This window comes from Phyllobacterium myrsinacearum (assembly GCF_002980555.1).
GTDB classification, from domain to species: domain Bacteria; phylum Pseudomonadota; class Alphaproteobacteria; order Rhizobiales; family Rhizobiaceae; genus Phyllobacterium; species Phyllobacterium myrsinacearum.
On sequence record NZ_PVBT01000003.1, the window covers coordinates 292,321 to 317,363 of the forward strand.

Consider the following 25,043-nt stretch of genomic DNA (forward strand, 5'->3'; position numbering starts at 1 on the left):
GCACACATGCAGGAAATGAAACTACAAGAACTCAAGAACAAGACGCCGGTTGATCTTCTGGCGTTTGCTGAAACACTGGAAGTCGAAAACGCCAGTGTCATGCGCAAACAGGAACTAATGTTTGCGATCTTGAAGAAACTGGCCTCCCAGGATGTCGAAATTATCGGCGAAGGCGTGGTCGAGATATTGCAGGATGGCTTCGGCTTCATGCGTTCTGCCAATGCAAACTATCTCCCAGGCCCGGACGACATCTATATCTCTCCGTCGCAAATCCGGCGGTTTTCGCTGAAAACCGGTGATACCGTCGAAGGTCCGATCCGTGGGCCCAAGGAAGGTGAGCGCTATTTCGCCCTTCTCAAGGTCAACACCATCAACTTCGAAGACCCGGAAAAAATCCGTCACAAGATCCACTTCGACAATCTGACACCGCTCTATCCAAACGAGCGTTTCAAGATGGAGCTGGAAAATCCGACCACCAAGGATTTGTCGGCCCGCGTCATCGATCTGGTAGCACCCCTCGGTAAAGGCCAGCGCGGTCTCATCGTCGCTCCGCCCCGTACCGGTAAAACTGTTCTTCTCCAGAATATCGCCCACTCCATCACCGCCAATCATCCCGAATGCTATCTGATCGTTCTTCTGATCGACGAACGTCCGGAAGAAGTCACGGATATGCAGCGTTCCGTGAAGGGTGAAGTGGTTTCCTCCACATTCGACGAGCCGGCTTCCCGCCACGTTCAGGTGGCTGAAATGGTCATCGAGAAGGCAAAGCGCCTGGTCGAGCATGGCCGCGATGTGGTTATCTTGCTCGATTCTATCACCCGCCTTGGCCGCGCCTACAACACCGTGGTTCCATCATCCGGCAAGGTTCTGACCGGTGGTGTCGACGCCAACGCGCTTCAGCGCCCCAAGCGTTTCTTCGGTGCGGCCCGCAACATCGAGGAAGGCGGATCGCTGACGATCATTGCGACGGCTCTTATCGATACGGGCAGCCGCATGGACGAAGTGATCTTTGAAGAATTCAAGGGTACGGGCAATTCGGAAATCGTGCTCGACCGCAAGGTTGCCGACAAGCGCATCTTCCCGTCCATGGATATTCTGAAATCCGGCACACGCAAGGAAGACCTGCTCGTACCGCGTCAGGATTTGCAGAAGATTTTCGTCCTGCGCCGTATCCTGGCTCCGATGGGCACGACGGATGCGATCGAGTTCCTTATCGACAAGCTGAAGCAGACCAAGACCAATGGCGAATTCTTCGATTCGATGAATACGTAACAGTCCTAGGATTGCGGTTTGAGCAGCGCTGCCAGCGCCTCGGCCGTTTCCACAGGCGCCAGACACACGAACCCGCGGCAGAGATAGGCCGCGGGTTTTTTTATGGCGATTTCTCCACCACCGGGCACCAGCTCGATTGTGGTGTTTTCCCTAAACTCCATCCAGATATCGGTACGGCGCGGGTCCGGATGCTGTTTCGCAAGACACAGGAGCGGATGGCTTTTGTCTGGGGTGACCAGGACAAGCTTCATCGGTTCCAGCAGCAGGCTTGCGCTGTTGAGAACACCGGCCTGGCCATAGCGCTGTTCAAGCACACGACCGAGCGCGTTTTCAGCGAGTTCCTCGGCCCGCTGCTGCAATGCGTAGTCCGATGTTGCTGTCGCCAGGCGCGAGATGGCTTCGATAATTTGCCCGGTGGCACTCGGTATAGCCTCGTCCTGATCGCCGCGCACGCGGATGATCACATCAGTGCTGTCGATGGCACTGAGAGCATGATTGCCATCTTCCGTAAGATGCCAGCGGTCGAGAGCCTGAAGCCAAAGAGCCGCATCGCCGAGAAACGCTTTGTCCTGCGTCGCTTCATAAAGGGAGATCGCCGCATTGATCATCGATGCATAATCCGATGACAAGCCGGGAAAGAGACGGGATTGTTCCAGAACGGAATGGGGCAGACGCCCTTCGACCATCGATTCGGATATGGAACGATATGAACCCAGAGCCAGATCCAGCCAGTCGCTGCGTTCAAACAAGCGGGCCGCTTCGGCGAGCGCTCGGATCATCAGTCCGTTCCAGTCCGTGAGCGATTTGTCATCGCGATGCGGATGAATGCGGCTTTCGCGGCGGTCGAAAAGTATCTGCCGGGCTTTTGCCAGATGCGCTTCAGTGGCCGCATCCGATGAGCCGGACGAGGTCAGGCGATTGAGGATGGTTTTGCCTTCCCAGTTTCCCTCCGCCGCGACATCGTAAACCGCGCGAAAGATTTCAAAGTCAGGCGTTGCTGGAATTTCATCTGCGGACCAAACGTAGAACCTGCCCTCTTCACCCTCGCTGTCCGCATCCAAGCTTGATGCAAAGCGCTGGCCGTTCGCCAGCATCTCGCGCTTCAGCCAACCAACGGTCTCTTCGATTCGCATGCGGAACAATTCATCTTTGGTTTCTGCATAGGCATACGTCGCGTGACGGATGAACTGGGCATTGTCGTAAAGCATCTTTTCAAAGTGCGGGACAAGCCAGCGATCATCGACGGAATACCGGGATAGCCCGCCGCCGAGATGATCGTAGATGCCGCCCTGCAGCATCGTTCGCAGGCTCTTGAGAAAGGCATCGCGGTGCTGGATAGCGCCGTTGCGCAGCCAGGAAAGCCAGAGTGCATCCATGAAAGGCGCATTCGGGAATTTGGGAGCGCCGGTCAGACCGCCTTTTTGCAGGTCGATCATGCCGGATATGTTGGCGGAAAACTGATCAAAGATGTGTTTGTCCAGCGCTGCCGGGCCCGCCTGGGCATCAAGACGGGCGCTGACGTGGCTGGTCAGGGCGTCGACGTTCTGAATGACGCGCGCATGGTCTTCACGCCACGCCCTGGCGATTGACCGCAACACGTCAATAAAACCCGGCCGGCCATAGCGCGCGTTCTTGGGAAAGTAAGTCCCGCCCCAGAACGGTTTTGCATCCGGCGTGAGAAACATGGTCAGCGGCCAGCCGCCCTGCTCCCCCATCGCCCCCAGCGCTGCCATGTAGATCTGGTCAATGTCAGGCCGTTCTTCCCTGTCGACCTTGATATTGACGTAGTGGGCATTCATCAGGTCGGCAACGTCGGTATCTTCGAAGCATTCGTGCGCCATGACGTGGCACCAGTGACAGGCGGCGTAGCCAACAGAAAGCAGAATGGGTTTGCCCGTATCGCGCGCCTCCGCCAGCGCAAGTTTTCCCCATGGCCGCCAGTGCACCGGATTGCCGGCGTGCTGCCTGAGATAGGGACTGGACTCGTTTCCAAGGAGATTGGCTTGTTGATACATTGGATTGTTCTGCTCTTCCCGAATGCCGGTATGAGGGTTATCAAGGTCATCCAGTGTAGCCGCGGATAATTGCAAATGAAACAAAACCAGAATTTCAGCGAGACTATTTTTGCCCTGTCCAGCGGGCGGCTTCCGTCCGGAGTTGGCGTCATCCGCATATCCGGGCCCCAGACTCGATTCGCTATCGAAACAATTTGCGGTAACCTCCCGGTTCCTCGTCAGGCTGAACTACGGACATTCCGCGATGCGCTCGGCAATCCGGTAGATCGCGGGCTCCTGCTGTTTTTTCCCAATCCATATAGCTTTACCGGCGAAGATTGCGGTGAGTTTCACCTGCATGGCGGCCGCGCGGTAGTCGATGCTATGATCTCGCTTCTCTATACCTTCGACAACTGCCGCCTGGCTGAACCCGGCGAATTCACGCGGCGCGCCTTTGCCAATGGAAAGTTCGATCTCACGGTGGCGGAAGGCCTTGCCGATCTGATAGCGGCGGAAACCGATGGTCAGCGCCGTCTCGCTTTGCAGATCGCTTCCGGTTCGCAAGTGCAGCTCTATTCGTCCTGGCGTAGCGAGATGATCCGTGCGCGGGCGCTGATAGAAGCGGAGCTGGATTTTGCCGATGAATCGGATGTGCCAGGTTCCGTATCGGATCAGGTCTGGATAGCAATGCGCGATCTCGCGGAGAGGATCGAGCAGCACGTTGCCGATGGTAAACGCGGAGCGATTGTACGCGACGGCTTTCGTGTTGTGATTGTCGGCGCACCGAACGCTGGTAAATCAAGCCTGCTGAATGCCTTGGCAGGAACCGACGTGGCGATCGTTTCCGATGAGCCGGGAACAACACGCGACCTGATCGAGATCAAACTCGATCTGGGAGGATTGGCGGTTCTTCTTACGGATACGGCGGGTCTCCGGGAAACCGAAGGCCGGGTGGAGCAGATCGGTATTGAGCGCGCACTCGATCGCGCCCATGCTGCAGATCTGGTACTACTGCTGACGGATATGGCGAACCCGCTTCCGGCGCCGTTCATTGAACTTGGCGCCATCGATACCCTGCATATTGGGACGAAGCTGGATGCTGCCGGGATGACCACGTCCCGGAGCTATGATCTGACCGTTTCAATCCGTTCGGGCCAAGGCATGGATGATCTGATGGGGGCCCTACGATCCAGGGCCAAACGCGCAGCCGGGAATCTTGCGGACCCCCTCCCTACCCGCCGGCGCCATATGGAGTTGCTTGGCGAAACAAGCCGGGAAATCAATCACGCCGTGAATGATCAGACCGCGCCGCTGGAGGTTCGGGCGGAATATCTGCGCCGGGCTTCCCACGCCTTGGGCCGAATTACCGGAGACGTGGATGTCGAGGATATTCTTGATGTGGTATTCTCACAGTTCTGTATAGGCAAATGATTCACGTGAAACATTGAAACTATAACGATGACGGACGCGCGTGAATTGTTTCACGTGAAACATTGTTGTTTGACTCACACTTGACTCACAGCGCCGATTTGCCCATCAAGACAAAGAATTCGAATCTCTGAAAGTTTGGCTCGTGGAAGACAATTTTGACGTCATCATTATCGGTGGTGGGCACGCCGGCTGTGAAGCCGCTGCGGCCTCTGCACGTTATGGCGCGCGCACAGCGCTGGTGACGCACAAGGCGGATACGATTGGCGTCATGTCCTGCAATCCCGCCATAGGCGGACTGGGCAAGGGTCACCTTGTCCGGGAAATCGATGCGCTCGATGGCCTGATGGGTCGTGTTGCTGATGCCGCCGGTATTCAGTTCCGGCTTCTGAACCGGCGCAAGGGTCCTGCTGTTCGTGGCCCGCGTACGCAGGCAGACCGGAAGCTCTACAGGCTGGCAATGCAAGCAGCGATTGCGGAACAACGGAATCTGACGGTTGTTGAAGGCGGCGCCAATGATCTGGTTATTCGCGATGGAAAGATCGCGGGCGTCCAACTGATGGATGGCCGCGTTTTCTCCTGTGGCGCCGTTGTCCTGACGACGGGAACATTTCTTCGCGGCTTGATTCATATCGGTGAAAAGAAAATACCAGCCGGGCGTATGGGCGAGGCCCCTGCCCTCGGTCTGTCGGATACACTGACGCGGCATGCATTCGCCTTGGGCCGGTTGAAAACCGGTACACCGCCACGGCTGGACGGCCGCACGATTGATTGGAAGGCGCTCGATATTCAATCCGCGGACGAGGAACCATTGCCGTTCTCACTGATGACGGATGTCATTACCAACCCGCAGATTGACTGCGGGATTACGCGCACAACTCCGGAATCGCATGCCATTATCCGGGCCAACCTGCACCGCTCCGCCATGTATTCCGGCTCCATTGAAGGCATCGGCCCGCGTTACTGCCCGTCTGTGGAAGACAAGATCGTCAAGTTTGGCGACAGGGATGGCCACCAGATATTCCTGGAACCTGAGGGTTTGGATGATCATACGGTCTATCCCAATGGGATATCCACATCCCTGCCCGAGGAGGTGCAGCTGGATATTCTCAAGACCATTCCCGGCCTCGAGCGCGCGACCATGCTGCAGCCGGGATATGCCATCGAGTATGACTTTATCGACCCGCGCGAACTGGATCGAAGCCTGCAGACGCGGCGCATCAGCGGCCTGTTTCTCGCCGGGCAGATCAATGGAACGACGGGATATGAGGAGGCGGCGGCGCAAGGTCTACTAGCGGGGCTGAATGCGGCGCGGCTCTCTGGCGGCGGTGAACCGGTGATCATTCATCGAACCGAAGCCTATATCGGGGTGATGACTGATGATCTGACTTCGCGGGGGGTGAGCGAACCCTATCGTATGTTCACGTCGCGGGCGGAGTTCCGGCTTTCCCTGCGGGCAGATAATGCCGATGAACGACTGACGCCCATGGCAGACCGATTGGGAATACTGGGTTCGGATCGCCGCAATCGCTTCGCGGTGCGGACGGATCAGTTGGATGCGGCGCGTCATCTGGCAAAGCGCTTGACCATCACACCCAATGCCGCAGTGGCCATGAATCTGCATCTCAATCAGGACGGTGTTCGCCGTTCAGCCTACGAACTGCTTGCCTTTCCTGAGATCGACCTGGCGCGTTTGCGATCGATCTGGCCGGAACTGGCTGGTATTAACGGCCGCGTGGCGGAAGCTTTGGAGATCGAAGCGCAATATGCGGTCTATCTCGAGCGGCAGAAGGCTGATGTTGCCGCGATGGAACGCGAAGAAGCGTTGCTCATTCCACAGGGTATTGATTTTTCCAGCGTTTCCGGCCTGTCCAATGAGTTGAAGCAGAAGCTCAAACAGCGCCAGCCGCGATCCATAGCAGAGGTCCAGCGCATCGATGGCATGACGCCGGCTGCGCTTGCCCTCATTATCACCCAGATCCGTCGGAACACTGTCGCGAGAGACGTGGCGTGAGCGATTGGCGGGAGAAAAAACTGCGCGGGGTTATCCCCAATGTTTCACGTGAAACAGTCAAGGACCTTGTTGACTTCGAAGATCTGTTTCGAAAGTGGTCAAAGGCGATCAATCTCGCCTCCCCTGCCACGCTGGATGAGTTGTGGGAACGGCACATTATCGACAGCGTCCAGCTCCGCCCGCTTATGCCGGAGGCCAAGCGCTGGCTTGATCTCGGTTCCGGCGGTGGTTTCCCGGGGGTCGTTCTGGCTATTCTCCTGAAGGAAACGGCGGATGCAGCGATTGATCTCGTCGAGAGTAATGGCAAGAAGGCTGCCTTTTTGCGGACGGCCTTGGGGCAGTTTCACACCCCTGGCGTGGTGCATCCAGTGCGAATTGATGCGATTTGGTCGAAAATTGCCACACCAGACGTGATTACCGCCCGTGCACTCGCTCCGTTGAAGGAGCTTTTTGCGCTGACCGAACCCTGGTTGACGAGCGGCGCAACGGCACTTTTCCAAAAAGGCCGGGATTATCGCCGCGAGATTGAGGAAAGCCGTGACGGCTGGTCATTTGATCTGGTACAACATGCCAGTGTGGTCGATGTTGAGTCGGTGGTGTTGCAGATCAGCAATGTGCGGCGCAACCCAGCGGCGAAATAGGCCATTTTCGATTTTATCGCCGATAGTGATGGTTTGCTCGGGAAAACAGTGATGAACAGTCAGACTCGTATCATTACCATAGCCAATCAGAAAGGTGGTGTGGGGAAGACCACAACTGCCATCAATCTGGCCACGGCGCTTGCAGCCATTGGCGAGAATGTGCTGATTGTCGATCTCGATCCCCAAGGCAATGCCAGCACCGGATTGGGTATCGATCGCAAGAATCGCGAATTATCGTCCTATGATGTTCTGATGCAAACCGCTTCTGTAGATGAGGCTGCCATTGCGACGGCGGTTCCCAATCTGTCACTGATTCCGTCGACACTCGATCTTCTGGGGGTTGAGATGGAAATTGCCGGGTCCGCTGACCGGGCGACGCGGTTGCGCAAGGCCTTTCGCGGTGACAATGCGGCATCGCCCTTTACCTATATTCTGATTGATTGCCCGCCTTCGCTCAATCTCTTGACCATGAATGCCATGGCTGCAGCCGATTCCGTGCTCGTGCCGTTGCAGTGCGAGTTTTTCGCATTGGAAGGGTTGAGTCAGTTGCTTGAAACCGTCAATCAGGTGCGGACAGCGCTCAATCCGGCCTTGAACATTCAGGGTATTGTGCTGACCATGTTCGATGGCCGAAACAATCTCGCAACCCAGGTTGTTGACGATGTTCGCTCATTCATGGGCGATAAGGTTTACCGTACCGTGATCCCGCGCAATGTGCGCGTGTCGGAAGCGCCTTCCTATGGCACGCCGGCCATTCTGTATGACCTCAAATGTGCGGGTAGTCAGGCCTATCTGCAGCTTGCATCGGAAGTTATTCAAAGGGAGCGGCATTTGCGTGCCGCTTGATCGATTCGAATACGAAACATTTATGAGAGCCTATGACAATGAATGAAGATCCGTCAAAAAAGCGCCTCGGTCGAGGTCTTGCTGCGCTCATTGGAGAGATGGACCGTCTGCCGGAAGAAAATGTTCCTCCGCGCATCGCCACTTTGGATCGTCAGGTTCCCATAGAATTTGTAACGCGCAATCCGCGCAATCCGCGGCGCCTGTTCACGGAAGCCGATCTGGAGGACTTGACCCAGTCGATCCGTGAACATGGTATTGTTCAGCCTGTCGTGGTTCGCCCGGCCAAGGATTCTTCAGATCGTTACGAGCTGATCGCTGGCGAACGGCGCTGGCGTGCGGCGCAGCGCGCTGGTCTGACCACCGTCCCCGTGATCATTCGCGAAGTCGATGACCGGGTCGCGCTTGAGCTGGCGATCATCGAGAACGTTCAGCGCGCCGATCTCAATCCGATTGAAGAAGGCATGGGTTATCAGCAGCTGATAGACGATCATGATTATACGCAGGCGGATCTGGCGCAGGTTATCGGCAAGAGCCGAAGCCATGTGGCCAATACGCTGCGGTTGCTGAAACTGCCGGAAACGGTTCGCGACCACATCACGAATGGCGCCCTGTCGGCGGGACATGCACGCACGCTCATCACCGCGGAGCATCCTGATGTCCTGGCCGAGCGGATCATTCGCGACGGCCTGTCTGTTCGTCAAGCCGAAGCGCTGGCGCAGGGTGGCGGCAAACCGGCCGCTCCGAAAGTCAAGGCGGACAATGATGAAAACAAGGACGCGGATACCCGGGCACTGGAAAAACTGCTGTCGGATGTGACCGGCATGCGCGTAACGGTCAATCATCAGGCCAAGGGAGGCGACGTGCGTATTCATTACGCAACGCTGGAACAGCTGGATGAGATCTGCCGCCGTCTGCAAAGCTGAGTTGGAAGCAGTAAACCCTTTGAATTCAAACTGTTAGCGCATTCTCACGTCTCGTAACGGCGGCCGTTGCGGGCGTTACCTAACGGCCGCTCCGCCCTGCCCGGGCGGCTTCTGCAGCCAGAGCAATCAGTGACTGACGAATGATTGGAATGGATAGTGTCGCGTTGCGGCGGCTTTCCAGCACGGTTTTCTGCAACCGCTCCATGGCGCGGGCGCAGCTTTGCGTTGTCCAGCGCTGCAATGCCGTTTCCACCAGCCGCCGGCGCGCGAAAAACACCGGCGGACGCGCGGATGCCACGGCCGAGCCAGCATTCTTGCCCTCGCTCTCCATGCCGTAACGCAGGTTTTGCAATGTGTGGAACTGGCGTATGGCTGAACTCAGGATCAGAAAACTTGACGACCCGGAGCCGATAACCCGATCGAACGCATGGGTAAAATCGGTCAGATTGCCCGTCATCATGGCGTCGACAATCGTCTCGTAAGAGGTCGCGCTGACATCGCCGATGATATCGCGGACATCCTCGATGGTTACCCGTTCGCGGCCGTGGGCGTAGAGGCAGATTTTCTCGAGCTCGGAACGCGTGGCGAGCCGGTCGCCGCCAAGGCTTTCTTTCAGCAGATTGCGGGCGTCCAGCGCGATCTGCAGCCCGTTGCGGGCAAGCATGTCATCGATGGTTGCATCGATGCCCTTGGCATCGTCGCTGTAGCAAGGCAAGGCCATGGCGCTTGCGCTCTGCTCGACAATGCCGCGCAGGCCCGCGCCTTTCTTCAGGTCGCCCGCCTCGATCAGGATGAAGGTGTCGACGGGGGGCGATTTGGTCAGATGCGTTACGGCATCGGCCAAGCCCTTTTGGCCGGCTGCGTTACGCACCCAGATCAGCCGTTCCCCGCCAAACATGGAAATGGTGTTGGCCTCGTCGGACAGCCGTCCAGGCTCTGCCTGAACCTCATCGGCATCGAGGCGTATGACGGCAAAGGGATCGTCCTGGGCGAGCCCGGTCAGTTTGATAAAGGTGGCGGCCCGTTCGCTTACCAGGCCTTTGTCGGGGCCGTACAGCAGTACAATCGGATAAGCCCTGTCGAGCCTTTTCAGGAAGGAATCAACCTCGTGTGCTTTCTTCTGTGCCATAAGGAAAGGGTTTAGCGCATTGAACGCGGATTGCAATTGCGGGCTGCAGACGGGCTGCCGCAAACAGGTGTTGCTAGCGTTCTGAAGAGGGTAAAAGTTCTGGAGATCGCAAAGTACCGGATCCGGATAGCAAAAAGGCCCGGTTTTTACCGGGCCTTTTGAACTTCGAACAACTGGAGCGGGAGAAGGGATTCGAACCCTCGACCCCAACCTTGGCAAGGTTGTGCTCTACCCCTGAGCTACTCCCGCATGCGCCAGTTTGTCTTCCGAAGCGGGGCCTATATGACCCAAGCACAGACCAATTGCAACAGTGAATTTTCGACTTTGTGACGATAATCGAAAAAAAATTCAATGGTTACATCGGCCTGGCTCTGAAATGTCCGATTAAACCGCAGCGCTGTTGGGTTTTCACTTGAGAGCGCGGGGTGAAGCGATTACGACAGCAAAAGAAAATTTTCCGATTGCCGGCGCCGTGAGAACCAGAATGCCCAAGACATATGCAAATCTGATGCAGAAATTCGATGATCTCGGGATCAAAGTATCGACGATTCGGCATGCTCCAGTGTTCACGGTTGCCGAAGCTCAGGATTTGCGCGGGCAGGTGCCGGGCGCTCACACCAAGAACCTGTTCCTGAAGGACAAGAAGGACAATTTCTTTCTTGTCACTGTGGATGAGGAGGCACAGGTCGATCTCAAGACAATCCATACCAGAATTGGTGCATCAAGCCGTGTTTCATTCGGCAAGCCGGAAAAACTGATGGAATATCTTGGACTTGTTCCCGGTTCCGTCAGCGTGCTTGGCGTTATCAATGATGAGGAGCATCAGGTGAAGGTGGTTCTTGATGAGGCGCTGATGCACAATGAGATCATCAATGCGCATCCACTGAGCAATGATGCCACGACATCCATCGGGCGCCATGACCTCCTGCGGTTTCTAGCATCGACCGGTCACGAGCCCCTGATCTTGAAAATTGACGAATCCAACCCAACCTGAAGGCAGGCTGTCAGCTGGTCCAATCAGACCTGGCAAATGTGTAACCAGCGGATACGGGAGAATTTTGATGAGCAACACCGACAACCCGTTCAGCGGCGGCTACGGCAGTGCAGCTGCGACAACAACGGTATCCTATGGCGGCGCGGCTCCCGCGGCGTCCCGAGCCTTGATCAAGGACACCACCACGTCGGGTTTTTCGGCGGATGTGATCGCCGAATCGAAGAACCAGCCGGTTCTGGTCGATTTCTGGGCTCCGTGGTGCGGGCCCTGCAAGCAATTGACGCCCATTATCGAAAAGGTGGTCAATGCCGCCGGCGGCCGGGTAAAGCTGGTCAAGATGAACATTGACGAACACCCCGCCATTGCGGGGCAGCTGGGCATTCAATCAATTCCGGCTGTGATTGCGTTTTCCGACGGCAAGCCGGTCGATGGTTTCATGGGCGCATTGCCGGAATCAAAGGTCAAGGAGTTCATCGATCGCATAGCATCGCCGGATGGCGGCAGGGACGCAGCCATTCAATCGGCGCTGGATGCGGCCACCGAGGCCGTTGCAGCGGGCGACATGGAACAGGCCGCCCAGATCTATTCGGCCGTTCTGGCGGAAGTGCCTGATCAAGTGGCGGCGCTTGCCGGTCTTGCCAATTGCCTGATTGACCTGGGTGATCTTGAACAGGCCAAGGCTGTTCTGGAACAGGTTCCAGCGAACAAGAAGGACGATGCAAGCGTGCGCGCAGCGGAAGCAAAGGTCGCCCTGGCGGATCAAGCGGCCAAGCTGGGCGATCCCGTTGCGCTGGAGGCAAAGCTTGCGGCGAACCCCGGGGATCATCAGGCGCGGTTCGATCTTGCCATGTATCTGAACGCCGCCGGACAGCGGGACGAGGCGGCTGATCATCTTCTCGCCATCATGAAGGCCGATCGTGCGTGGAATGATGACGGAGCCCGCAAGCAGCTTTTGCAGTTTTTCGATGCATGGGGTCCGGCAGATCAGGCTTCTCTGACCGCGCGCCGGAAACTGTCTTCCCTGCTGTTTTCCTGAGTGAAATAGGGCACAATAGCGACCGGTCCCCGCCGCCGCGGATCAATCACTGGAGCTGGTAATGCAAGCAGGCAATGTTCGCTATCGGACGCTGGACAATATTCCTGAAAGCGTGCCGATTTTTCCCCTTTCGGGAGCCCTGTTGCTTCCGGGTGGCCAGTTGCCGCTGAATATCTTTGAACTGCGTTATCTGGCCATGGTGGACGCGGCTCTGAGTGGAAAGCGTATCATCGGCATGATCCAGCCGCGCTTTGACGAAGGCGATGTGGATGCCGATGAACTGTGTGAAGTCGGCTGTCTCGGCCGCATCACCTCGTTCGCCGAGACTGGCGACGGGCGCCTTGTCATCACATTGCAGGGCATTTGCCGCTTTCGGATTGTCAAAGAGCTCTCCACCCGCACACCGTTCCGCCAGTGCAAGATTGCGCCGCTTCTGGCGGATCTCGATGAGGCGGATGATTCGGATGTCGACCGGCTGGCGCTGCTGCGTGTTTTCCGGGCCTACCTTGATGCCAATAATCTGGAAGCGGATTGGGACGGTATCTCCCGGGCGGGCAATGAAACGCTGGTGAACGCCCTTGCCATGATGTCGCCGTTCGGCGCTGCGGAAAAGCAGGCTTTGCTGGAAGCCGCCGATTTGAAGACGCGGGCCGAGACATTGATCGCAATCACCGAAATCATGCTGGCCAAAGACCAGGATGGTTTCGAGTCGAACCTGCAGTAGCCGTGAGGGAGAGCAACCCATGATCGAACCGAAACGCGAACCGTCAATCGATCGCAAGTTGCTCGAGCTTCTGGTTTGCCCCTTGACCAAGGGACCGCTTATCTATGATCAGGAGAAGTCCGAGCTGATCTCGAAGTCGGCGCATCTCGCCTATCCCATTCGGGACGGGATACCGATCATGCTGCCATCGGAAGCGCGAGCCATCGAAGACTAGTTTATTTTTGCTGCAATCATTGTCGAACCTGCCAGAATGCGAGTCAGTTGAACAACTGACTTCGAAAGCGTTGCGATGACCAGGCGGAATGACAAACGCGATATCCTTGTTGCCACGGCTGCCGGCCTGTTCTGGCGGCGCGGCTTTACCGTGACGAGCCTTGCACACATCGCGGCGGAATCGGGAATTCCGCTCGGAAACATCTATTATTATTTCAAGACAAAGGCCGAGCTGGCGCGCGGCGTTGCCGATATTTTCGTTGCTGAAACCGAGGATATGCTGACATCCATTGTCGAAGCGGATCAGGACCCGCGCAAGCGTCTGCTGCTGCTCATTGAAAAACTGTCGCATTCCCTCAAAAGCCGCGTTGAGAACGGCTGCCCCATTGCCCTGGGTATACGGGATTTTCGCCATGAATCGCCCGAAGCCGCCGAACGGGCGGCCGAAGTTTTCAGTCTCCTGATCGGGTTTATTGGAAGGGAACTTGGACGCACCGGCATACGCCCCTCCGCAGCGCTTGGAACCGCCCGCAATGCGCTGGCCGAATGGCAGGGCGGCATCATGCTCGCCCATGGGCTCAAGGACGCCACGGTGCTTGCTGAGAGCTTCCGGCGCATGGAGCGGCTTCTGGTGCCAATACGGGGCTAGTCCTCATGCCACTCGCATCCTTGTTGCAAAGGCACTATATGAGGCCGGAATGTGCTCCAGGAGTTTTAATGGCCAGAAGTAATCAAACCGCCGATTGGGGCAATCGCTTGTCGCCAGCCCTGAGCGAGATCGAATCGCTCGCGATAGAAGCCTATGCGCATCTGCCTGACGATTTTCGCAGTCTGTGCGGCGATATCACCATTCAGGTGTCAGAATTCCCCGATGATCAGATTGTCGAGGATATGGGGCTGGAATCGCCGTTCGATTTGCTCGGATTGTTTGAAGGCCGGGGCATCGGGGAACGGTTCTCGCTTCAAACCGGCGAAAGACCCAACACCATCACGATTTACCGACGCGCCGTGCTGGATTACTGGGCGGAGTATGAGGAGGCTTTAGGGGATATCGTCACTCATGTTCTCATCCATGAAATCGGTCATCATTTCGGCCTGTCGGACGAAGATATGGAACGTATCGAGGCCAGTGTCGAATGATCGCCCGATGGTATGGACCGGGACCCTGCCATGGGGCGGTTTGACCGGCCTATCCTTTTGAGGACGGGCCGGTCCTGCGCGAAGACGCCGTGGCAAATAGGCCAGAACGGCAATATCAGGTGCTCAAACGGCGTCTTGCCGAGACCGCAGGTGCGGCTCAGTAATCGCCGAGTTTGATGCCAGGCTCATAATCGACGCCATCGACATCCTTCACAACAGCCTGACCGCACTGCATTACCCCGGTGACCGTATTGAATGCGTAGGTGGGCGAACCATAGATGTGCCAGCCCTTGTTGATGGCCGCCGTCACCTTGTGGCAGAAGCTGGCATCATCGGGTCCGGTCAAAAAACGATAAAGTTTCATGCTTTGTCTCCTGTCATTTGTGCTTTGGCCATCATCTTCTCCGCGTTGGCAAGATGCAGGCGTTCTATCATTCTTCCGTTCAGGGCAATGGCGCCCTTGTCAGCATTTTCAGGAAGGGAAAATGCCTCGATGATCGATCGTGCGGCGGCAAGAGCCGCCTCATCCGGTGAAAAGGCGCGATTTGCCGCATCGATCTGCGCGGGATGAATAAGCGTTTTGCCGTCGAAACCCATTCTTGCGCCCTGACCGCATTCAACCGCGAAACCCGCCGCATCGGCAAAGTCATTATAGACGCCATCGATCACATCCAGCTTTCCGGCTTTGGCACAAAGGACGATCTGCATCAGCCATGGGACGAGATAGGCGCGATTGCCATCCATGCCGGTACCGGTTTCCTTGGCGATATCGTTCGTTCCGACGACAAAGCAATCCAGACGCCCGGTGGATCGTAAACCCAACTCGGCGATCTCGTCCGCATTGAGGATACCGCGCGGCGTCTCGATCATCGCCCACAGCCGGATGTTCTCGGACGCATCGGTCTCCTCAAGTATTTCAGTCACGCCGGTTACGTCCTGCGGTATTTCCACCTTGGGTAGAAGGATGGCGTCAGGCTTGCAGGCGCGTGCCGCGAGAAGATCCTCGGCACCCCATTCACTGGCAAGCGCATTGATGCGGATGATCCGTTCGGTCTTGCTTGCCGGATTGGCCGGATTGGCCGGATTGGCAAGAAAATAATCACGCAGCGCTTCGCGGGCATCTTCCTTGGCTTCAGGAGCAACGGCATCCTCAAGATCAAAAATAACCGCATCCGCGGCAAGGCCTGCAATCTTGGCAAGAGCCTTGGCGTTCGAGGCGGGAACATAGAGAACCGAGCGGCGAGGGCGAGATGTTTTGCGCATGGCACTTTTTTGCATTGAACGAAGGGGCAAGACAAGCGCAATCATGCGGTGTGGCCTGCCCCAATCTGCCACAGGGGGAAAGTCTTTGATTCGCTGCCAAGCTGGTGTAAAGCGAAGACACCCGTATTACCGAACACTACAGGCAGAGATCATGGACAAGTTTACCAAGCTCACCGGCGTTGCCGCACCGTTGCCGATCATCAATATCGACACGGATATGATCATTCCGAAGGATTATCTGAAGACGATCAAGCGCACCGGTCTTGGCACAGGGCTCTTTGCGGAAATGCGTTACAATGAGGACGGTTCGGAAAATCCGGACTTCGTCCTCAACAAGCCAGCCTATCGCAAGGCTCAGATTCTGGTGGCCGGCGATAATTTCGGCTGTGGCTCCAGCCGCGAGCATGCGCCATGGGCATTGCTCGATTTCGGCATCCGCTGTGTCATCTCGACCAGCTTCGCCGATATTTTCTACAACAACTGCTTCAAGAACGGCATCCTGCCGATCCGCGTCAGCCATGAAGACCTGGACAAGTTGATGGACGATGCGCAGCGCGGCGCCAATGCAACGCTGACGATCGATCTGGAAGAGAAGACGATCAAGGGGCCGGATGGCGGGCAGATCAGTTTCGATCTAGACGAGTTCCGCCGCTACTGCATGCTGAATGGTCTTGATGACATTGGCCTGACCATGGAAAAGGCGGCGAAGATCGACAGCTTTGAGGCAGCCAACGCCCAAAGGCATCCCTGGGCCTGAGTTCAGGCCGCGGCAATTGTTGCAACGAAAAAGGGCGCAGAAACTGCGCCCTTTTCTATTTTGGCTATATGCCAGGTTTCAGGCAGCAAGCTGCTTCGGCTGAATGAGCCCGCGTGCGACCAGAAGCTCGGCGATCTGAATGGTGTTGAGGGCTGCACCCTTGCGCAGATTGTCCGAAACAATCCAGAGTGACAGGCCATTCTCGACAGTAATGTCTTCACGGATGCGCGAAATATAGGTGGCGTCTTCGCCCGCTGCTTCATAGGGGGTGATGTAGCCGCCATCCTCGTGCCGGTCGATAACCAGGCAGCCCGGAGCATCCGAGAGGATCTCACGGGCCTCTTCCGCACTCATCGGGCTTTCGAACTCGATGTTCACGGCTTCCGAATGGCCGATGAAGACGGGCACGCGGACGCATGTTGCCGTGAGCTTGATCTTGGGATCGAGCATCTTCTTGGTCTCGGCGACCATCTTCCACTCTTCCTTGGTGTAGCCGTCTTCCATGAAGACGTCGATGTGTGGGATGACGTTGAAAGCGATGCGCTTGGTGAACTTCTTGGCTTCCACCGGATCGGCAACGAACACGGCCCGTGACTGCTGGAACAGCTCATCCATGCCGTCCTTGCCGGCGCCGGAAACGGACTGGTAGGTGGCGATCACAAGACGCTTGATCCTTGCCTTGTCATGCAGCGGCTTCAACGCCACCACAAGCTGGGCGGTCGAGCAATTCGGGTTGGCAATGATGTTCTTCTTGGAGAAACCGACAATCGCGTCCGGATTTACTTCCGGCACGATCAGCGGCACGTTCGAGTCGTAGCGCCAGGCGGAGGAATTGTCGATAACGACACAACCCTGTGCGCCGATCTTCGGCGACCATTCCTTGGATATGTTGCCGCCTGCCGACATCAGGCAGATATCGGTATCGGAAAAATCAAAGGAATCGAGCGCCTTGACCTTTAGCGTACGGTCGCCGAAGGAAACTTCCGTACCCTGGGACCGGCGCGAGGCGAGCGCCACGACTTCACTGACCGGAAAGCCGCGCTCTTCCAGTATTGTCAACATCTCGCGGCCCACATTGCCTGTGGCGCCTACAACCGCAACCTTGAAACTCATCTGTATTATCTCCTGTCCCTCACCGCTCTTTGCAAAAACCCGCTGGCCATTGCGGGTCTTTTCCCCCGGGCCGGACCCGGGAGGGGGCGAGCAGGCCAAGGGAAATCAGACCGTTTTGGTGGTCGTTTTGGCCGGCATTTTTGTGGAAAGAACAGACGCGCCTGCGCATCCGGCACGCATGCCGGAACCGCTCGTCAAAAAGTGTGCAGTTGATTCGCTGCTCACGGGGCGTCTCCTTAACCTAACATGCTTGTATCCGCTTTCCAAAAAGAGTCAATTGTCCATTCAAAAGAGAAGAATATGTCGCGTTACGCACAATTTTGGACTTGTGCTGTAAAAAGCGGTCTTTGCTTTCGCGAATATTTGTTCAACACTTGTGCGGTGCATGGGGTGCATGACCTTTGGGGGGAGAGTTCCGGAGGACATTCACCGGCGTAGGATGAGTGGACGTCCTGCAGGACGCGGCCATTGATTTATACGCAGTGACAAATCCGAGGGACGTGGCCAGCTGTTGGGCTGACCGGGTTCCGGCGTAAATGCTGTTTTCTGGGAGGAATACAAATGGCGACCACTTCTGTGGCTGGTGCTGCCAGCCGGGGTATGACGCGAGAAGAGAAGAAAGTTATCTTCGCTTCCTCGCTCGGAACTGTTTTCGAATGGTACGATTTCTACTTGTATGGCTCATTGGCTGCCTTTATCGGCGCCGCGTTTTTCAGTGAGTATCCTGAGGCAACGCGCAACATATTTGCGCTTCTGGCGTTTGCCGCGGGCTTTCTCGTGCGCCCCTTCGGTGCCCTGGTCTTCGGACGGATCGGCGATCTCGTCGGCCGCAAATACACGTTCCTCGTCACCATTCTGATCATGGGCCTGTCGACTTTCCTGGTGGGTATTCTTCCCGGATCGGGCAGTTGGGGCATCGCTGCACCCATCATCCTGATTGCGCTGCGCATGCTGCAGGGCCTGGCTCTCGGCGGCGAATATGGCGGTGCTGCCACCTATGTGGCTGAACATGCGCCGAACAATCGCCGCGGTTATTACACCTCCTGGATTCAGACCACCGCAACACTCGGTCTGTTCCTGTCCCTGGTGGTTATCCTCATCGTCCAGAACTGGCTTGGCAAGGACGCCTTCGCGGCCTGGGGCTGGCGCGTGCCTTTCATTCTCTCATTCGTTCTTCTGGGTGTATCGGTGTGGATTCGGCTCTCCTTGAGTGAATCGCCGGCGTTCAAGAAGATGAAAGAAGAGGGCAAGGGCTCCAAGGCACCGCTGTCGGAAGCTTTCGGTCAATGGAAGAACGCCCGGATTGCACTGCTCGCCTTGTTCGGCCTTACCGCCGGTCAGGCCGTCGTCTGGTATTCCGGCCAGTTCTATGCCTTGTTCTTCCTGCAGAACGTGTTGAAAGTGGACGGCCAGTCAGTCAATATCATGATCGCAATCGCGCTCCTGCTTGGCACCGGCTTTTTTGTCTTCTTTGGCTGGCTGTCCGACAAGATCGGCCGCAAGCCGATCATCATGGCGGGCCTTGCCTTGGCAATCCTCACCTATTTCCCGTTGTTCAAAGCACTTACGCATGCCGCAAATCCGGCGCTGGCCCAGGCGGAAGCGACAGTCCGTGCCACGGTGACCGCCGCTCCGGGCGACTGCACCTTCCAGTTCAACCCGGTCGGTACAGCCAAGTTCAACAATTCATGTGACATTGCGACATCGTTCCTGTCCCGCAGCTCGGTGCCTTACGAGGTGGTTGCCGGTCCTGCCGGACAGCCAGCCACGGTCAAGATCGGCGATACGGTCATTCCGTCCTATGATGCGGTGGCCGCTGGTGCCGATGCTGCCGCCAAAGGCGCGGTACTCACCCATGATCTGAACCTGGCGCTGCAGAAGGCCGGTTTCCCGCTCGTGCGGGCACCTGCCAAGGTTGCCGATGCCAAACTTGACGGGTTCATCAAGGCCAATCCGGAATTGAACCTCGATGCCGCCGCCGTTCGCGCCGGCGAAAAGACGGTTACGCCGGTGGCTGACCTGGTCAAGGCGAAGCTCATTACGCCGGAACAGGCTGCCGGTGCCACGGATATGGCCGTTTACACCGTTCCCAATGGCGGCCTCTTCACCATGGTGGCCGATCCGAAAGCCGTGAATTGGCCGGTGACCATCGGTATCCTGTTCATCCTCGTGCTTTACGTGACGATGGTTTATGGCCCGATTGCCGCGATCCTGGTCGAGATGTTCCCGACCCGCATCCGGTATACCGGCATGTCATTGCCCTATCACATCGGCAATGGCTGGTTCGGTGGCCTGCTTCCGGCGACGGTGTTTGCGATGAGCGCCGCCAAGGGCGATATCTATTATGGCCTCTGGTACCCGATCATCATTGCAGCCATGACGCTGGTGATCGGCCTGATCTTTGTCCGTGAAACCAAAGGCGAGGATCTGCACGACATCAAGTAGTTGACGGCTCAAGAAAAAGCCCGGCGCGATCGCTCGCGCCGGGCTTTCTTTATCCGGATGATCGTGATCAGGCGGCGAGTGCCTTGAATTTGGCAAGGATCGCATCGCCCATCTGGGGGGTTCCAACCTTGGTTCTGCCTTCCGACATGATGTCGGCGGTGCGGATGCCATCGCCAAGCACACCGGCAATCGCCGCTTCCAGCCGGTCCGCTTCGTCCACCATGTTGAAGGAATAGCGCAGGCACATGGCAAAGGAGGCAATCATGGCAATCGGATTGGCCGCGCCGGTTCCGGCAATATCGGGAGCCGATCCGTGCACCGGTTCATAAAGCGCCTTGCGGCTGCCGGTCTTGCCATCTGGAGCGCCGAGCGAGGCGGAGGGTAGCATGCCGAGAGAGCCGGTCAGCATGGCGGCAATGTCAGACAGCATGTCACCGAAGAGATTGTCCGTGACAATCACGTCGAACTGCTTGGGCCAGCGCACGAGCTGCATGCCGCCGGCATCGGCCAGCATATGCTCGAGCTGTACATCGGAATAGCGCGCCTTGTGGGTTGCTGTGACGACTTCGTTCCACAGAACGCCCGATTTCATGACGTTGCGTTTTTCCATCGACGTGACCTTGTTGCGGCGCGTGCGCGCCAATTCAAAGGCGACGCCCGAAATACGTTCGATCTCGTAGGTGTCGTAGACCTGCGTATCGATGCCGCGCTTCTGGCCATTGCCGAGGTCAATGATTTCCTTCGGTTCGCCGAAATAGACACCACCGGTCAGTTCCCGCACGATCAGGATATCCAGACCTTCAACCACGTCCTTTTTCAGGGATGAGGAATCCGCCAGTGCAGGGTAGCAGATGGCGGGACGCAGGTTTGCAAACAGTTCCATGTCCTTGCGCAGGCGCAAAAGGCCGGCCTCCGGGCGCACGTCGTAGGCAACGCTATCCCATTTCGGTCCGCCGACGGCGCCGAAGAGAACCGCGTCAGCGGCCATGGCCCTGGCCATGTCCGCATCGGAAATCGCCTTGCCATGGGCGTCGTAGGCCGAACCGCCGACAAGGCCTTCCTCGAGTTCAAAGCCGCTTTTCAGTTCAGCGTTCATGTAGGCGACAATCTTGCGAACTTCGGCCATTGCCTCCGGTCCGATGCCGTCGCCGGGAAGAAGAAGGAGCTTTTTCGATGCCATTTCGGGGAAACCTCTAGGAGCGTTTGAAAGGGATGGCGGTTCCTTAGCGCAAGTTCAGCAAAGATGGAAAGCTTTCTGCGAAATTTTCCGATAGCTGGTACGCCCTGCAATGATTTGTGAAGCTACGGTCAGGCCTCCGCAACCCTCCGGTAATGTCGGTGCAATCTTCGCATCCTAGTTGCCGGTCATGAATATTATTGATGGGGATTTTCCACATGTCCATGCGCAATGCCCGTAATTACATGCGGGTAATCGGAGCGGGCTTGATATTGGCTACCGTGGGACTGGCCGGGTGTGCGTCCGATATCATGAAGAATTACATCGGGCAGCCGCTGGAAACTGTGGTTATCGACTACGGGCCGCCGACCGAAGTTCTCGATCTGGGACCCGGTGAGCGTGCATACCAGTGGCGCAAGATATCCACCAATGCCGTATCCGGTACGTCCACGGGCGAGATTCGCGATACAAGGCACGGCAGGCGGTATGTCGAAACGGAAACGCCGGGCTATGTCGAGCAGAAGGAGTGTTTCTACACCTTCTATGCGCGATCGTCGGGCGGACGCTGGTACATCACCAATTTCCGCAAGCCAAAACTGGAGTGCGAGTAATCGTGTTCGCTGGCGGCCATGCCGAGTGAGCGACACTGCTTTTACTTGCGAGGCATGATAAAGATTTGACCGCCACAATCGGCATTGCTGCCGACTTTCTACGAACGGAGAATTCAAATGCGCATCTTGCTGCTTGAGGACGAGCCGGAAATGGCCTCGGTCCTGAAGGCCGCGCTGGAGCGTCGCGATGTGGTCGTCGATCATGTATCGACATTGGCCGACGCCGAGGCCATGGCAAAGTTCGGTCCCTATGATGCCATCGTCCTCGACCGGCGATTGCCGGATGGCGAAGGCCTCAGTCTGATCCCAAGGCTGCGGGCACTGCATGTCGACGCTCCGGTGATTGTGCTGACCGCCATGAGCAGCCTGAATGACCGGGTCGCCGGCCTCGATGCGGGGGCCGATGACTACATGGTCAAACCCTTCGCGACGGAAGAGCTGATGGCCCGGTTGCGGGCATTGCACCGGCGTCCATTCACGCTGCGTGCGGAGCAAACGGTTGTCGGCCGCCTTACCTATGATTTTCGCCATCGGGAAGCGCTGATAGAAGACCAGCCGCTGGAGCTGCCGCGGCGCGAACGGCTGGTGCTCGAGACGCTGATCCGCCGCCCCGGCCGAACAGTCCTGCGCGCGACACTTGAAGAATCTGTCTATGCAATGGACGATGAAATCGGATCCAATGCACTCGACGCTCATGTGTCGCGGTTGAGGCGCAAACTGGAGGATGTGTCGGCAGGTGTCGAGATACGGGCTATACGTAATCTCGGCTATCTGTTACGGGCAACTCCATGAAGAAAATCCGCCCGCGCTCATTGCAATGGGTTCTGGTACGCAGGCTCATTTTGCTGCAGGCGGCGACGTTGCTCATCTTCATCGGCCTGTTCACACTGGTGCTGTGGGTGGCCAATCCGCGGCTGCTCATCGACAATGAGGCGGCGGTGGCCATCCTGAAGAGCGCAATCGACCGGGATGCCAATGGCAAGCTGATCGTGCACGAGACGCAGGAGCTGAAGACCTTCCTGCAGGAATTTCCCAAGCTCTGGTACATAGCGCGAGACACAAATGGTCAGGCTGTGCAGCGCGGTGATATTCCCATCGGTTATGGCAACGATACGAGTGACCTCCTGAAAGCCGTGGACCATGCGACGCTCGGTTTTCGAGAGGGCGATCTGCGGCCCGAAGCGGTGGTTTCGAAGATTGACACGAAGGCGGGACCGATACAGGTCATTACCTCAACCCGCGCATCGCGCGACGAGAATGAGGGCCTCGAAGTCAATATCGACATGCAGGTCGACATGGCCCGCAATCCGGATGGAACTACAGCCTGGATCAGGGTTATTCCGGTTCTGATCATCGTCATCATAGCGCTGCTTCTGCCCATCATCATCGTCATGGGCGTGACGACGCTGGTAACAACGCCAGCCGTAGTGCGGCGCTCCCTGGCTGGTCTGGTTGCCACCGCCAGCCAGGCGGGGCGCATCGATATCAACAACCGCGCCATGCAATTGCCGATCGAACAGGTGCCGTTGGAAATCACGCCGCTGGTCCAGGCTTTCAACCACGCGCTTGCGCGCCTTGGCCAGGGATATGACCAGCACAATCGCTTCCTGACGGATGCGGCGCACGAACTGCGGACTCCTATTGCCATTCTGCGCACGCGTGCCGAGCTTCTCACGGAAGATCCGCAAAGCGCCCGTTTGCTGCAGGACATCGAGCGCCTGTCGCATCTGGCGCAGCAGTTGCTCGACCGGCAATTGCTCGACCAGCCGGTTGGACCAGGCGAAGTGGTTGACCTGGTCGAACTGACCGGCCAGATCGTTGCGGACTTTGCGCCATTGGCAATTGCCGCCGGCTACGATCTTTCATTCGAACCGGCATCCAAGAGCGTCCATGCCCAGGTCAATGCGCTGCAGATCGAGCAGGCTGTCGCCAACCTCATCCGCAACGCTATCGAACATTGCGATGGAAAGGGAACAATCACCGTACTGGTGGACGAAGCGGGCGGCATCGAGGTTCGCGATGAGGGGCCGGGCATTCCCGAGGAAGAGCATGAACACGTATTCGAGCCGTTTTATCGCCTGCGGCCGCGTTCCAGCGGTGCCGGTCTTGGTCTTAACCTGACCCGGCAGATTGCGCGGCTGCACGGCGGACGCGTCGACATATTGACCGGGCCATGGCGCGGCGCGCGAATCCGGCTTGAATTACCGCTTTACAAGCCGGCCTGAGACAATAGCCGGAGGGCTATTTCACCTCTTCGATGCTGTCGACCAGATTGTCGCGCATGCTTATCAGTTCCGATCTCAGGGATTTTGCCTCGTCCATGTTGCAGCCGAAAGCCTTGCCCATGGCGACCGGTACGGCTTCTGCGCGCGCACGCATGGCGCGGCCGTCCGCAGTCAAGCCTATCAAGACCTGCCTTTCGTCCACCGTGTCGCGGCGGCGGGTGATCAGACCAGCCGTTTCCAGCCGCTTAAGCAGCGGCGTGAGCGTGCCAGAGTCCAGGCTGAGCTTCTCGCCGATTGCTTTGACGGTCTGATTTTCTTCCTCCCAGAGGACAACCATCACAAGATATTGCGGATAGGTCAGGCCTAGCGCTGCAAGACGAGGCTGATAAGCCCGTGTCACTGCGTTTGCCGTCGAATAGATGGCGAAACACAGGAAATTCTCCAATTTGAGAAGCGATTCCTGATTGCTCGTGCCTGCCTTGTCCATTGTCATCACTCCGTCTGCGCTCGCGGGTATTATACCCAAGGCAATTAAATTGCGCATCATTTAATTTTGTATTGCGTATAATTTAATTGTGTGCAATCTATTTGACGTCGAGCAATTGAAGCAATCCAAGGAGTCTACTATGAGCATTCTCTACACCACCAAAGCCACAGCAACAGGCGGACGTGACGGCCATGCATCGAGCGAAGACGGTCGCCTGAAGGTTACGCTATCGACACCAAAGGAACTGGGCGGCAATGGCGCCGAAGGCACCAATCCGGAGCAGCTTTTTGGTGCGGGTTATTCCGCGTGCTTTATCGGCGCGATGAAATTTGTCGCCTCGCAAAAGAAAATCAAGCTCTCCGATGACACATCGGTAACGGCAACCGTGGGCATCGGCCCGCGCGATGACGGCAAGGGCTTTGGCCTCGATGTCGCGCTCGCCGTCAGCTTGCCCGGCATTGACGCGGCGACCGCGCGCGAAATCGTGGATGCTGCACACGTCGTTTGCCCTTATTCGGAAGCCACGCGCAGCAATCTGAACGTCCGCATATCGATCAACTAAGCTTTTGCGTTGGTGCGGGTATGGCGGACAAAATCAGCAAACCCGCACA

General features: G+C 57.2%; 25 protein-coding genes and 1 tRNA gene. 18 read left to right on the plus strand and 8 right to left on the minus strand.

Annotated elements, in window-relative coordinates:
• The first annotated feature begins 6 nt into the window (after nucleotides 1–6).
• Nucleotides 7–1,272, plus strand: coding sequence for a transcription termination factor Rho (gene rho, locus C5750_RS12090; RefSeq protein ID WP_091879370.1), 1,266 nt, complete (start codon nucleotides 7–9; stop codon nucleotides 1,270–1,272).
• 5 nt (nucleotides 1,273–1,277) lie between these two features.
• Here rho and C5750_RS12095 read toward each other — a convergent pair whose 3' ends face one another.
• Nucleotides 1,278–3,287, minus strand: a complete 2,010-nt coding sequence (locus tag C5750_RS12095) for a thioredoxin domain-containing protein (RefSeq protein ID WP_105734144.1) — start codon at nucleotides 3,285–3,287, stop codon at nucleotides 1,278–1,280.
• 75 nt (nucleotides 3,288–3,362) lie between these two features.
• Between C5750_RS12095 and mnmE the strand changes: the two genes are divergently transcribed.
• The 5 genes from mnmE to C5750_RS12120 all read left to right on the plus strand — a co-directional run bounded on the left by mnmE (nucleotide 3,363) and on the right by C5750_RS12120 (nucleotide 9,118).
• A complete protein-coding gene (gene mnmE, locus C5750_RS12100) occupies nucleotides 3,363–4,697 on the plus strand; it encodes a tRNA uridine-5-carboxymethylaminomethyl(34) synthesis GTPase MnmE (protein ID WP_105734145.1) in 1,335 nt (444 codons plus the stop codon).
• 142 nt (nucleotides 4,698–4,839) lie between these two features.
• Complete coding sequence (mnmG, locus tag C5750_RS12105) at nucleotides 4,840–6,708, plus strand: tRNA uridine-5-carboxymethylaminomethyl(34) synthesis enzyme MnmG (RefSeq protein WP_105734146.1); 1,869 nt, start codon at nucleotides 4,840–4,842, stop codon at nucleotides 6,706–6,708.
• On the plus strand, nucleotides 6,705–7,349 hold the full coding sequence (gene rsmG / locus C5750_RS12110) for a 16S rRNA (guanine(527)-N(7))-methyltransferase RsmG (RefSeq protein ID WP_105734147.1): 645 nt from the start codon (nucleotides 6,705–6,707) through the stop codon (nucleotides 7,347–7,349). The genes mnmG and rsmG overlap by 4 nt, the downstream gene beginning before the upstream one ends.
• 51 nt (nucleotides 7,350–7,400) lie before the next feature.
• Nucleotides 7,401–8,195 carry a ParA family protein gene (locus tag C5750_RS12115; protein WP_105734148.1) on the plus strand — a complete coding sequence of 265 codons (795 nt, stop codon included), beginning with the start codon at nucleotides 7,401–7,403 and terminating at the stop codon, nucleotides 8,193–8,195.
• A 38-nt stretch (nucleotides 8,196–8,233) separates the two neighbouring features.
• A complete protein-coding gene (locus tag C5750_RS12120; protein ID WP_105734611.1) occupies nucleotides 8,234–9,118 on the plus strand; it encodes a ParB/RepB/Spo0J family partition protein in 885 nt (294 codons plus the stop codon).
• 79 nt (nucleotides 9,119–9,197) lie between these two features.
• On the opposite strand, the gene holA is transcribed toward C5750_RS12120, so the two are convergent.
• Nucleotides 9,198–10,247, minus strand: coding sequence for a DNA polymerase III subunit delta (gene holA / locus C5750_RS12125; RefSeq protein ID WP_105734149.1), 1,050 nt, complete (start codon nucleotides 10,245–10,247; stop codon nucleotides 9,198–9,200).
• Between the two features lie 174 nt (nucleotides 10,248–10,421).
• A tRNA-Gly gene (locus C5750_RS12130) sits at nucleotides 10,422–10,496 on the minus strand.
• Nucleotides 10,497–10,731: 235 nt separating this feature from the next.
• Between C5750_RS12130 and C5750_RS12135 the strand changes: the two genes are divergently transcribed.
• From C5750_RS12135 to C5750_RS12160, 6 genes are all read left to right on the plus strand, one after another.
• The gene (locus tag C5750_RS12135) at nucleotides 10,732–11,241 is read left to right on the plus strand and encodes a prolyl-tRNA synthetase associated domain-containing protein (RefSeq protein WP_105734150.1); all 510 of its coding nucleotides are present in this window, start codon (nucleotides 10,732–10,734) and stop codon (nucleotides 11,239–11,241) included.
• A gap of 67 nt (nucleotides 11,242–11,308) precedes the next feature.
• Nucleotides 11,309–12,277 carry a thioredoxin gene (trxA, locus tag C5750_RS12140; protein WP_105734151.1) on the plus strand — a complete coding sequence of 323 codons (969 nt, stop codon included), beginning with the start codon at nucleotides 11,309–11,311 and terminating at the stop codon, nucleotides 12,275–12,277.
• Nucleotides 12,278–12,338: 61 nt separating this feature from the next.
• Nucleotides 12,339–13,001 (plus strand): LON peptidase substrate-binding domain-containing protein, encoded by a 663-nt coding sequence (locus C5750_RS12145; RefSeq protein WP_105734152.1) that lies wholly within the window; start codon nucleotides 12,339–12,341, stop codon nucleotides 12,999–13,001.
• A gap of 19 nt (nucleotides 13,002–13,020) precedes the next feature.
• Nucleotides 13,021–13,215, plus strand: coding sequence for a Trm112 family protein (locus C5750_RS12150; protein ID WP_105734153.1), 195 nt, complete (start codon nucleotides 13,021–13,023; stop codon nucleotides 13,213–13,215).
• Nucleotides 13,216–13,290: 75 nt separating this feature from the next.
• Nucleotides 13,291–13,863: a TetR/AcrR family transcriptional regulator gene (locus C5750_RS12155; RefSeq protein WP_105734154.1), complete on the plus strand. Its 573-nt coding sequence runs from the start codon at nucleotides 13,291–13,293 to the stop codon at nucleotides 13,861–13,863.
• Nucleotides 13,864–13,931: 68 nt separating this feature from the next.
• On the plus strand, nucleotides 13,932–14,354 hold the full coding sequence (locus C5750_RS12160; RefSeq protein WP_105734155.1) for a metallopeptidase family protein: 423 nt from the start codon (nucleotides 13,932–13,934) through the stop codon (nucleotides 14,352–14,354).
• A 157-nt stretch (nucleotides 14,355–14,511) separates the two neighbouring features.
• Here the strand turns inward: C5750_RS12160 and C5750_RS12165 are convergent, their stop codons facing one another.
• The gene (locus C5750_RS12165) at nucleotides 14,512–14,718 is read right to left on the minus strand and encodes a DUF1737 domain-containing protein (RefSeq protein WP_105734156.1); all 207 of its coding nucleotides are present in this window, start codon (nucleotides 14,716–14,718) and stop codon (nucleotides 14,512–14,514) included.
• Nucleotides 14,715–15,617: an HpcH/HpaI aldolase/citrate lyase family protein gene (locus tag C5750_RS12170; RefSeq protein ID WP_105734157.1), complete on the minus strand. Its 903-nt coding sequence runs from the start codon at nucleotides 15,615–15,617 to the stop codon at nucleotides 14,715–14,717. Before C5750_RS12170 ends, C5750_RS12165 begins: the two co-directional genes overlap by 4 nt.
• Before the next feature lie 151 nt (nucleotides 15,618–15,768).
• Here C5750_RS12170 and leuD point away from each other — a divergent pair, with 151 nt between their 5' ends.
• Nucleotides 15,769–16,374 (plus strand): 3-isopropylmalate dehydratase small subunit, encoded by a 606-nt coding sequence (gene leuD / locus C5750_RS12175; RefSeq protein WP_105734158.1) that lies wholly within the window; start codon nucleotides 15,769–15,771, stop codon nucleotides 16,372–16,374.
• 78 nt (nucleotides 16,375–16,452) lie between these two features.
• On the opposite strand, the gene C5750_RS12180 is transcribed toward leuD, so the two are convergent.
• The gene (locus tag C5750_RS12180) at nucleotides 16,453–17,487 is read right to left on the minus strand and encodes an aspartate-semialdehyde dehydrogenase (RefSeq protein WP_105734159.1); all 1,035 of its coding nucleotides are present in this window, start codon (nucleotides 17,485–17,487) and stop codon (nucleotides 16,453–16,455) included.
• Between the two features lie 561 nt (nucleotides 17,488–18,048).
• Between C5750_RS12180 and C5750_RS12185 the strand changes: the two genes are divergently transcribed.
• Complete coding sequence (locus tag C5750_RS12185) at nucleotides 18,049–19,932, plus strand: MFS transporter (RefSeq protein ID WP_105734160.1); 1,884 nt, start codon at nucleotides 18,049–18,051, stop codon at nucleotides 19,930–19,932.
• A 67-nt stretch (nucleotides 19,933–19,999) separates the two neighbouring features.
• Here C5750_RS12185 and leuB read toward each other — a convergent pair whose 3' ends face one another.
• Nucleotides 20,000–21,112 carry a 3-isopropylmalate dehydrogenase gene (leuB, locus tag C5750_RS12190; protein WP_105734161.1) on the minus strand — a complete coding sequence of 371 codons (1,113 nt, stop codon included), beginning with the start codon at nucleotides 21,110–21,112 and terminating at the stop codon, nucleotides 20,000–20,002.
• 221 nt (nucleotides 21,113–21,333) lie between these two features.
• On the opposite strand from leuB, the gene C5750_RS12195 reads away from it, so the two are divergent.
• From C5750_RS12195 to C5750_RS12205, 3 genes are all read left to right on the plus strand, one after another.
• Nucleotides 21,334–21,720: a hypothetical protein gene (locus tag C5750_RS12195; protein WP_425350461.1), complete on the plus strand. Its 387-nt coding sequence runs from the start codon at nucleotides 21,334–21,336 to the stop codon at nucleotides 21,718–21,720.
• A 117-nt stretch (nucleotides 21,721–21,837) separates the two neighbouring features.
• Complete coding sequence (locus C5750_RS12200) at nucleotides 21,838–22,512, plus strand: response regulator (RefSeq protein ID WP_105734162.1); 675 nt, start codon at nucleotides 21,838–21,840, stop codon at nucleotides 22,510–22,512.
• The gene (locus C5750_RS12205) at nucleotides 22,509–23,945 is read left to right on the plus strand and encodes a sensor histidine kinase (protein ID WP_105734163.1); all 1,437 of its coding nucleotides are present in this window, start codon (nucleotides 22,509–22,511) and stop codon (nucleotides 23,943–23,945) included. The genes C5750_RS12200 and C5750_RS12205 overlap by 4 nt, the downstream gene beginning before the upstream one ends.
• Nucleotides 23,946–23,961: 16 nt before the next feature.
• On the opposite strand, the gene C5750_RS12210 is transcribed toward C5750_RS12205, so the two are convergent.
• On the minus strand, nucleotides 23,962–24,432 hold the full coding sequence (locus C5750_RS12210) for a MarR family winged helix-turn-helix transcriptional regulator (protein WP_105734164.1): 471 nt from the start codon (nucleotides 24,430–24,432) through the stop codon (nucleotides 23,962–23,964).
• Between the two features lie 139 nt (nucleotides 24,433–24,571).
• Between C5750_RS12210 and C5750_RS12215 the strand changes: the two genes are divergently transcribed.
• On the plus strand, nucleotides 24,572–24,994 hold the full coding sequence (locus C5750_RS12215; RefSeq protein ID WP_105734165.1) for an organic hydroperoxide resistance protein: 423 nt from the start codon (nucleotides 24,572–24,574) through the stop codon (nucleotides 24,992–24,994).
• Nucleotides 24,995–25,043: the final 49 nt, after the last annotated feature.

Bases quoted from the DNA above. Each gene is read 5' to 3' on its own strand.
- rho (WP_091879370.1), top strand. From the start codon at position 7: ATGCAGGAAATGAAACTACAAGAACTCAAGAACAAGACGCCGGTTGAT.
- C5750_RS12095 (WP_105734144.1), bottom strand. From the start codon at position 3,287: ATGTATCAACAAGCCAATCTCCTTGGAAACGAGTCCAGTCCCTATCTC.
- mnmE (WP_105734145.1), top strand. From the start codon at position 3,363: ATGAAACAAAACCAGAATTTCAGCGAGACTATTTTTGCCCTGTCCAGC.
- C5750_RS12115 (WP_105734148.1), top strand. From the start codon at position 7,401: ATGAACAGTCAGACTCGTATCATTACCATAGCCAATCAGAAAGGTGGT.
- C5750_RS12120 (WP_105734611.1), top strand. From the start codon at position 8,234: ATGAATGAAGATCCGTCAAAAAAGCGCCTCGGTCGAGGTCTTGCTGCG.
- holA (WP_105734149.1), bottom strand. From the start codon at position 10,247: ATGGCACAGAAGAAAGCACACGAGGTTGATTCCTTCCTGAAAAGGCTC.
- C5750_RS12135 (WP_105734150.1), top strand. From the start codon at position 10,732: ATGCCCAAGACATATGCAAATCTGATGCAGAAATTCGATGATCTCGGG.
- trxA (WP_105734151.1), top strand. From the start codon at position 11,309: ATGAGCAACACCGACAACCCGTTCAGCGGCGGCTACGGCAGTGCAGCT.
- C5750_RS12145 (WP_105734152.1), top strand. From the start codon at position 12,339: ATGCAAGCAGGCAATGTTCGCTATCGGACGCTGGACAATATTCCTGAA.
- C5750_RS12150 (WP_105734153.1), top strand. From the start codon at position 13,021: ATGATCGAACCGAAACGCGAACCGTCAATCGATCGCAAGTTGCTCGAG.
- C5750_RS12155 (WP_105734154.1), top strand. From the start codon at position 13,291: ATGACCAGGCGGAATGACAAACGCGATATCCTTGTTGCCACGGCTGCC.
- C5750_RS12160 (WP_105734155.1), top strand. From the start codon at position 13,932: ATGGCCAGAAGTAATCAAACCGCCGATTGGGGCAATCGCTTGTCGCCA.
- C5750_RS12165 (WP_105734156.1), bottom strand. From the start codon at position 14,718: ATGAAACTTTATCGTTTTTTGACCGGACCCGATGATGCCAGCTTCTGC.
- C5750_RS12170 (WP_105734157.1), bottom strand. From the start codon at position 15,617: ATGCGCAAAACATCTCGCCCTCGCCGCTCGGTTCTCTATGTTCCCGCC.
- leuD (WP_105734158.1), top strand. From the start codon at position 15,769: ATGGACAAGTTTACCAAGCTCACCGGCGTTGCCGCACCGTTGCCGATC.
- C5750_RS12180 (WP_105734159.1), bottom strand. From the start codon at position 17,487: ATGAGTTTCAAGGTTGCGGTTGTAGGCGCCACAGGCAATGTGGGCCGC.
- C5750_RS12185 (WP_105734160.1), top strand. From the start codon at position 18,049: ATGGCGACCACTTCTGTGGCTGGTGCTGCCAGCCGGGGTATGACGCGA.
- leuB (WP_105734161.1), bottom strand. From the start codon at position 21,112: ATGGCATCGAAAAAGCTCCTTCTTCTTCCCGGCGACGGCATCGGACCG.
- C5750_RS12195 (WP_425350461.1), top strand. From the start codon at position 21,334: ATGCGCAATGCCCGTAATTACATGCGGGTAATCGGAGCGGGCTTGATA.
- C5750_RS12200 (WP_105734162.1), top strand. From the start codon at position 21,838: ATGCGCATCTTGCTGCTTGAGGACGAGCCGGAAATGGCCTCGGTCCTG.
- C5750_RS12205 (WP_105734163.1), top strand. From the start codon at position 22,509: ATGAAGAAAATCCGCCCGCGCTCATTGCAATGGGTTCTGGTACGCAGG.
- C5750_RS12210 (WP_105734164.1), bottom strand. From the start codon at position 24,432: ATGGACAAGGCAGGCACGAGCAATCAGGAATCGCTTCTCAAATTGGAG.
- C5750_RS12215 (WP_105734165.1), top strand. From the start codon at position 24,572: ATGAGCATTCTCTACACCACCAAAGCCACAGCAACAGGCGGACGTGAC.